General features: G+C 69.1%; 5 protein-coding genes. 3 read left to right on the plus strand and 2 right to left on the minus strand.

Annotation, left to right across the window (positions count from 1 at the left end):
* Nucleotide 1 precedes the first annotated feature (1 nt).
* Entirely contained in the window at nucleotides 2–1366 is a 1365-nt protein-coding gene (locus tag NA8_RS30890; RefSeq protein ID WP_063053831.1) for an MFS transporter, read from the minus strand.
* Nucleotides 1367–1486: 120 nt separating this feature from the next.
* Here NA8_RS30890 and NA8_RS30895 point away from each other — a divergent pair, with 120 nt between their 5' ends.
* The 3 genes from NA8_RS30895 (at nucleotide 1487) to cmrA (ending at nucleotide 5026) form a co-directional block, all read left to right on the plus strand.
* Nucleotides 1487–2044 (plus strand): PadR family transcriptional regulator, encoded by a 558-nt coding sequence (locus NA8_RS30895; protein ID WP_063053832.1) that lies wholly within the window; start codon nucleotides 1487–1489, stop codon nucleotides 2042–2044.
* Nucleotides 2045–2065: 21 nt separating this feature from the next.
* Complete coding sequence (locus NA8_RS30900; protein WP_063053833.1) at nucleotides 2066–4096, plus strand: NADPH-dependent 2,4-dienoyl-CoA reductase; 2031 nt, start codon at nucleotides 2066–2068, stop codon at nucleotides 4094–4096.
* A gap of 126 nt (nucleotides 4097–4222) precedes the next feature.
* Nucleotides 4223–5026: a mycolate reductase gene (gene cmrA, locus NA8_RS30905; RefSeq protein ID WP_063053834.1), complete on the plus strand. Its 804-nt coding sequence runs from the start codon at nucleotides 4223–4225 to the stop codon at nucleotides 5024–5026.
* A 6-nt stretch (nucleotides 5027–5032) separates the two neighbouring features.
* Here cmrA and NA8_RS30910 read toward each other — a convergent pair.
* On the minus strand, nucleotides 5033–6689 hold a 1657-nt coding region (locus tag NA8_RS30910; RefSeq protein WP_063053835.1), incomplete at its 5' end, for a helicase HerA-like domain-containing protein.

The following is a 6689-nucleotide window of genomic DNA, read 5'->3' on the forward strand; positions in this document are numbered from 1 at the left end:
CTCACTGAGCGAGCCGCGGCTCCTCGGCGTCGCCGCGCTGGGCTACGACCGGATCCGGCGGCCGCACCGGGAGCAGCACCGCGAGCCCTATCGCCAGTACGACCAGCAGCCCCGCTATGCCCGCGCGGTCGGTGTCGAACAGCCAGACGAACAAGCCGAACAGGCTCGGCGCGAGGAAGGACACCGCGCGCCCGGTGGTCGTGTACAAGCCGAAGAGCTGGCCTTCGCGTCCCGGCGGTGCGAGGCGGGCCAGGAACGAGCGCGCCGCCGCCTGCGCGGGACCGACGAAAACGGTGAGCGCCAAGCCGAAGATCCAGAACATCAGCGGCCCGGACACCACGGCCAGCGCCATTCCGCACACCAGCATGGCGGCCAGGGACACCACGATGACGATCTTCGGCCCGACCCGGTCGTCGAACCGCCCCGCGACGATCGCGCCGAGCGCCGCAACGACATTGGCGGCGATTCCGAACAGCAGCACATCCGAGTCGGCGATGCCGTAGACCCGCACGGCGAGCACCGCCCCGAAGGTGAACACTCCGGCGAGGCCGTCTCGGAACACGGCGCTGGCCACCAGGAAGCCGACTGTGCTCCGGTCGGTGTGCCACAGTCCGCGCAGGTCGCGCCACAGCACCCGGTACGAGCCGAGGAATCCGGCGCTCGCCGCACCGGGATCGGCATCGGTGCGCGGCAGTTCGGGGACCGCGAACAGGACCGGCAGCGCGAAGACGGCGAACCAAACGGCGGCCAGCACGGCGACCAGGCGGATGTTGAGTCCGTCGTCGGTGGGCATGCCGAGCAGCCCGCGGTTGTCGCCCTCGCCGGAGATGAAGCCGAAGTAGCAGATGAGCAGCAGGAAGATGCCGCCGAAATAGCCCATCGCCCAGCCGAATCCGGAGACCCGGCCGACCGTCGCGGGCGTGGACACCTGCCGCAGCATCGCGTTGTACGGCACGTTCGCCAATTCGAAACAGGCCGACGCGAATGCCAGCAGCACCAGACCGAGCCACAGGTCGCGGTAGTCGTCGTGCACGAAGAACATCAGCGTCATCGCCGCGATGGTCAGCGCGGTCAGCGCGCCGAGGGAGCGCTTGCGTTTCGCGGACGCGTCGAAGCGCTGTCCGCTGACCGGCGCGGTCAACGCCACGATCAGGCCCGCGAAGCCCAGCGCCCACCCCAGCCACGCGCTGGCGGAGACACCGCCGGGTAGGTCGTCGCCGACCTTGTCGGTGAGATAGACGGAGAACACGAAGGTGAGGATCACGGCGTTGAATGCCGAAGACCCCCAGTCCCACAGCCCCCACGCCACCACCTGCCCGCGCCCGGCGGCCTGCCCGACTGTCGCCCGGGCGTTCACCTCGGTCATGCGCGCAGCTTAATGCGCGCGGTCATTCGAGTCCGGCGGAAGCGAGTTCCGGCCGGGCGAACCCGAGGACCAATATGCACCTAGTTGCATAGTACCGAATGTCACGGCTATCCTCTCCGCATGGCACTGGAGCATGCGTTGCTGGTATCGCTGACCGAGCGCGCCGGCTCGGGATACGAGTTGGCGCGCCGCTTCGACAAATCCATCGGATACTTCTGGAGCGCGACCCACCAGCAGATCTATCGCGTCCTCAAACGCATGGAGGAGTCCGGTTGGATCGACGGCGAGTCGGTGGTCCAGGAGGGCAGGCCGGACAAGAAGGTGTACTCGGTGAGCGAGGCGGGCCGCGCCGAGCTCGCGCGCTGGATCGCCGAACCGAGCGACTCCGGTACCCCGCGCAACGAACTCGCGGTGAAGATCCGCGCCGCCGCTCACGGTGACATCACCGCATTGCGAGCCGAAGTGGCCCGCCATCGCGACCAGCACGCCCAGCGACTCGAGCTGTACCGGCAGATCGAGAAACGTGACTTCCCCGCCCCCGACCGGCTCGGCGGGACAACCCTGCACCAGTACCTCGTCCTGCGCGCGGGCATCCGCGTGGAGTCGGGGTTCGTCGAATGGTGCGACGAAGTACTGCACGCACTGCACCCGCGCGCGACAGCCCCGCACGCGGATTGACGGAGAAAGGCGACCGCACCGATGAGTTCCTTCCCCCATTTGTTCGAGCCGCTCGATCTCGGCTTCACCACCTTGCGCAACCGCGTGGTGATGGGGTCGATGCACACCGGGCTGGAGGATCGCGCCTGGGACACCCACAGGCTGGCCGCCTACTTCGCCGAACGCGCACGCGGAGGGGCGGGCCTGATCATCACCGGCGGCTACGCGCCCAACCGCGCGGGCTGGCTGCTGCCCTTCGGCGCCAAGCTGACCAACAAGACCGAGGCGTACCGGCATCGGACGATCACCGAAGCGGTGCACGCCGAAGGCGGCAAGATCGCCATCCAGATCCTGCACGCGGGTCGCTACTCCTACATGCCGGGCAGTGTGTCGGCATCGTCGATCAAGGCGCCGATCAATCCGTTCCGCCCGCGCGCGCTCTCGGCCAAGGGCATCGAGCGGACCATCGACGACTACGCCCGCTGCGCGAAGCTCGCTCAGTTCGCCGGTTACGACGGCTGCGAGATCATGGGTGGTGAAGGCTATTTCATCAACCAGTTCCTCGCGCCGCGCACCAACAAGCGCACCGACGCGTGGGGCGGCTCCCCGCAGAACCGTCGCCGGATCGCGGTGGAGATCGTGCGCCGCACCCGCGCCGCGGTCGGCCCGGACTTCATCATCGTGTTCCGGTTGTCCATGGCCGAGCTGGTGGAGAAGGGACAGACCTTCGACGAGATCGTCGCGCTGGCCCAGGAACTCGAAGCCGCCGGGGTGAACATCCTGAATACCGACATCGGCTGGCACGAGGCGCGGGTGCCCACCATCGTGACCTCGGTGCCGCGCGCCGCCTTCGTGGAGTTCACCGCGAAGATCACCGCGCGGGTGGGCATCCCGGTGTGCGCGTCCAACCGGATCAACATGCCCGAAGTGGCCGAGGAGATCCTGACCCGGGGTGACGCGCAGCTCGTTTCGCTGGCCCGCCCATTCCTCACCGACCCGGAGTGGGCGAACAAGGCCGCCCAGGATCGCGTCGACGAGATCAACACCTGCATCGCGTGCAACCAGGCATGCCTGGACCACGCCTTCCAGCGCAAGACCGTGTCCTGTCTGCTCAACCCGCGCGCGGGCCACGAGACCGAACTGAAGCTGCTGCCGACCCGCCGCGGCAAGCGCGTCGCCGTGGTCGGCGCGGGCCCGGCCGGACTTTCGGCGGCGGTGAACCTCGCCGAACGCGGCCATCACGTCGAGCTGTTCGAAGCCGACGACAAGATCGGCGGCCAGTTCGACATCGCCCGCCGCATCCCCGGCAAGGAGGAGTTCAGCGAGTCGATCCGCTACTACCACCGAATGCTCGAGCTCACCGGCGTCACCGTGCACCTGAACAAGCGGGTCGGCGCCGACGAACTCATCGCGGGAGGCTACGACGAGGTGGTGCTCGCCACCGGCGTGCGGCCGCGGATCCCCGACATCCCCGGAATCGACCACCCCATGGTGCTGTCCTACGCCGAGCTGGTCCGGGAGGAGAAGCCGGTCGGCAAGCGCGTCGCCGTGATCGGCGCGGGCGGCATCGGCTACGACGTCAGCGAATTCCTCACTGTCGAGGGTCATCCCACGCTCAAGCTGGACGAGTGGAAGGAAGAATGGGGCGTCACCTCCGACGACGAACAGGTCCGTGGCCAGCTCACCGCGCCGCGGCCGGCTCCCGCGGCGCGTGAAGTCGTTCTGCTGCAACGGAAGACCTCCGCGTTCGGCAAGGACCTCGGCAAGACCACCGGATGGGTGCACCGTGCCGCGCTCAAAGCCAAGGGCGTCGAACAGATCGGCGGCGTCAACTACGAGCGCATCGACGACAACGGCCTGCACATCAGCTTCGGGGAAAAACGGCAACGGCCGCAGCTGATCCCGGTCGACAATGTCGTCGTCTGCGCGGGCCAGGAGTCCGTGCGTGATCTGGAAGCCCCGCTGCGCGCCGCCGGCGTCAGCCTGCATCTCATCGGCGGCGCCGAGCTCGCCGCCGAACTGGACGCCAAACGAGCCATCGACCAGGGCACCAGGCTGGCCGCACGGCTCTGACGGGCGCGGCGGCCGGACTGGATGCCCGGTTCGCCGTTGCCGCGGCATGGAATACCGCCTCGCCCTGGGATCGTGCGGCAGCCTCCGTCGGCGTCCCCTCGCACGGCATCGCCTAGGCTGCACCGGGTGAGCCTGCCCTCCCCCACTTCCGAGAACCGCGCGGTCGTCACCGGCGCCTCCTCCGGCATCGGCACCGCGCTCGCGGCCGACCTCGCCGCTCGCGGCTACTCGCTGATCCTGGTCGCCCGCCGCGAGGAGCTGCTCACCGAGCTCGCGCAGCGGCTGACCCTGGCCCACGGCATCACCGCCGAGGTGCGCGCCGTCGACCTGGCCGACCGCGACCAGCGCGGCGTGCTGGTGGAAGAACTGGCCGCCCGCGACATCGCCATCCTGTGCAACAACGCGGGCATCGCGACCTTCGGCGCGGTCGCCGAACTCGACCCGGCCTACGAGCGCGCTCAGATGGAACTCAACGCCGTCGCCGTGCACGATCTGACCCTGGCCGTGCTGCCCGGTATGCTGGCCCGGGGCGGCGGCGGCATCCTGATCAGCGGCTCGGCCGCGGGCAACATGCCGATCCCGAACAACGCCACCTATGCCGCGAGCAAGGCGTTCGCCAACACCTTCTCCGAATCGCTGCGCGGTGAGCTGAAGGGCTCCGGCGTGCACGTCACATTGCTCGCGCCCGGGCCGGTGCGCACCGACCTCCCTGACCCCGCCGACGCCTCCATCGTCGACCGGATGGTGCCCGACTTCATGTGGGTCTCCTCGGAGTACACCGCGAAGGTGTCCATCGACGCGCTCGCCCGCAACAAGATGCGTGTGGTCCCCGGCCTGATCAGCAAGGGCATGAGCGTGGCGGGCCAGTACGGCCCGCGCGCGGTCACCGCTCCCATCGCGGGCGCGTTCTACAAGAAACTCGGCGGCTGACCTCGCTCAGCGGCGCCTGGTGCCGAACAGGCTGCGGGTGATCTGGCGGCCCGCCGTGCTCGCGGCCGAACGCAGAAAGCTGCGCACCGCAGGGTTTTTCATAATCCGCTCGGCGGCGGACTCCTCTTCCGCGCGGGTCGCGGCACGGCCGGGCACGGCAGCGGGCTCCGCCTCCGGCGCCGCCGCGGCCATCTTCGCGGCGAGCAGTTCGTAGGCCGACTCCCGGTCGATGGTCTGGGCGTATTTCGAGGCCAGCGGGCTGGACAGCGCCCGCGATTTGATCGCGTCCGCACCGATGGCGTCCATCAGCGATCGGGGCGGCCGCAGCCTGGTCCAGGCCACCGGCGTCGGCGCGCCCTGCTCGGAGAGCACGGTCACGATCGCCTCGCCGGTGCCGAGGGAGGTCAGCGCCTGCTCCAAGTCGTAGACGCCGGTTCGGGGGTAGGTGCGGACGGTCTTGGCCAACGCCTTCTGATCGTCCGGGGTGAACGCGCGCAGCGCGTGCTGGATACGCGCGCCGAGCTGGGAGAGCACCCGGGTGGGAATATCAGTGGGCAGCTGGGTGCAGAAGAACACGCCCACCCCCTTCGACCGGATCAGCTTGACGGTCTGCTCCACCTGCTCCAGAAACGCCTTCGAGGCGTCGGAGAACAGGAGATGGGCCTCGTCGAAGATGAAGACCAGGGCGGGCTTGTCCACATCACCGACCTCGGGCAGCGTCTGGAACAGGTCGGCGAGCACCCACATCAGGAAGGTGGAGAACATCACCGGCCGCGCCGCCCGGGCGCCCAGCTCGAAGAGCGTGATCACCCCTTTCCCGTCCACGGCCCGCACAAGGTCGGCCGGGTCGAGTTCGGGCTCGCCGAAGAATGTGTCGCCGCCCTCGGCCTCCAAATTCACCAGCGCGCGCAGGATCACCCCCGCGGTGGACGCGGAGACACCGCCGATACCCTTCAGATCCTCCTTGCCCTCGGGGCTGGTCAGATGCGTGATCACGGCGCGCAGATCCTTCAGATCCAGCAGTGCGAGGCCGTTGTGGTCCGCCCAGTGGAAGATCAAACCGAGGGTGGACTCCTGCGTCTCGTTCAGCTCGAGCACCTTGCTCAGCAGCACCGGGCCGAAGGAGCTGATCGTCGCGCGGATCGGCAGACCGGGCCCCGTGGTGCCCAGTGAGACGAACTCGGTCGGGAAGCCGGTCGGCGCCCAGTCCGCGGCGGCAGTCTCCGCGATGCGTGTGGCGAGCCTGTCGCTCGATCGCCCCGGCTCGGCCAGACCCGACAAGTCGCCTTTGATGTCGGCCAGCACCACCGGAACACCGGCATTCGACAGCTGCTCCGCGATGGCCTGCAGGGTTTTCGTCTTCCCCGTACCGGTGGCACCGGCGACCAGCCCGTGCCGGTTCATCATCGGCATCGGAATGCGGACGTGGGCGGCGGGATCCACCGTTCCTTCGACCACGACGGTGCCCAGTTCCAGCGCGAGCCCTTCGAACGCGTAGCCCGCGGCGATCTCTTGCGCGGCGGACACGTCTCTCCGCTCGCCGGACGGCTCGTCTCGCGCCACGGGAGAACCTGCTCCGGCCTCGGCGGCGACCGTCTGTTCGGCCAGCTCGCGTTCGGCGGCCTCCGCGGCAGCGGCCGCCTCGGACGCGATCCGCGCCGCC

It is taken from the genome of Nocardia arthritidis NBRC 100137, from assembly GCF_001612765.1.
GTDB classification, from domain to species: Bacteria; Actinomycetota; Actinomycetes; order Mycobacteriales; family Mycobacteriaceae; genus Nocardia; species Nocardia arthritidis.

Excerpts from the sequence above, each read along its gene's own strand:
- NA8_RS30890 (WP_063053831.1), bottom strand. The coding sequence starts at position 1,366 with ATGACCGAGGTGAACGCCCGGGCGACAGTCGGGCAGGCCGCCGGGCGC.
- NA8_RS30895 (WP_063053832.1), top strand. The coding sequence starts at position 1,487 with ATGGCACTGGAGCATGCGTTGCTGGTATCGCTGACCGAGCGCGCCGGC.
- NA8_RS30900 (WP_063053833.1), top strand. The coding sequence starts at position 2,066 with ATGAGTTCCTTCCCCCATTTGTTCGAGCCGCTCGATCTCGGCTTCACC.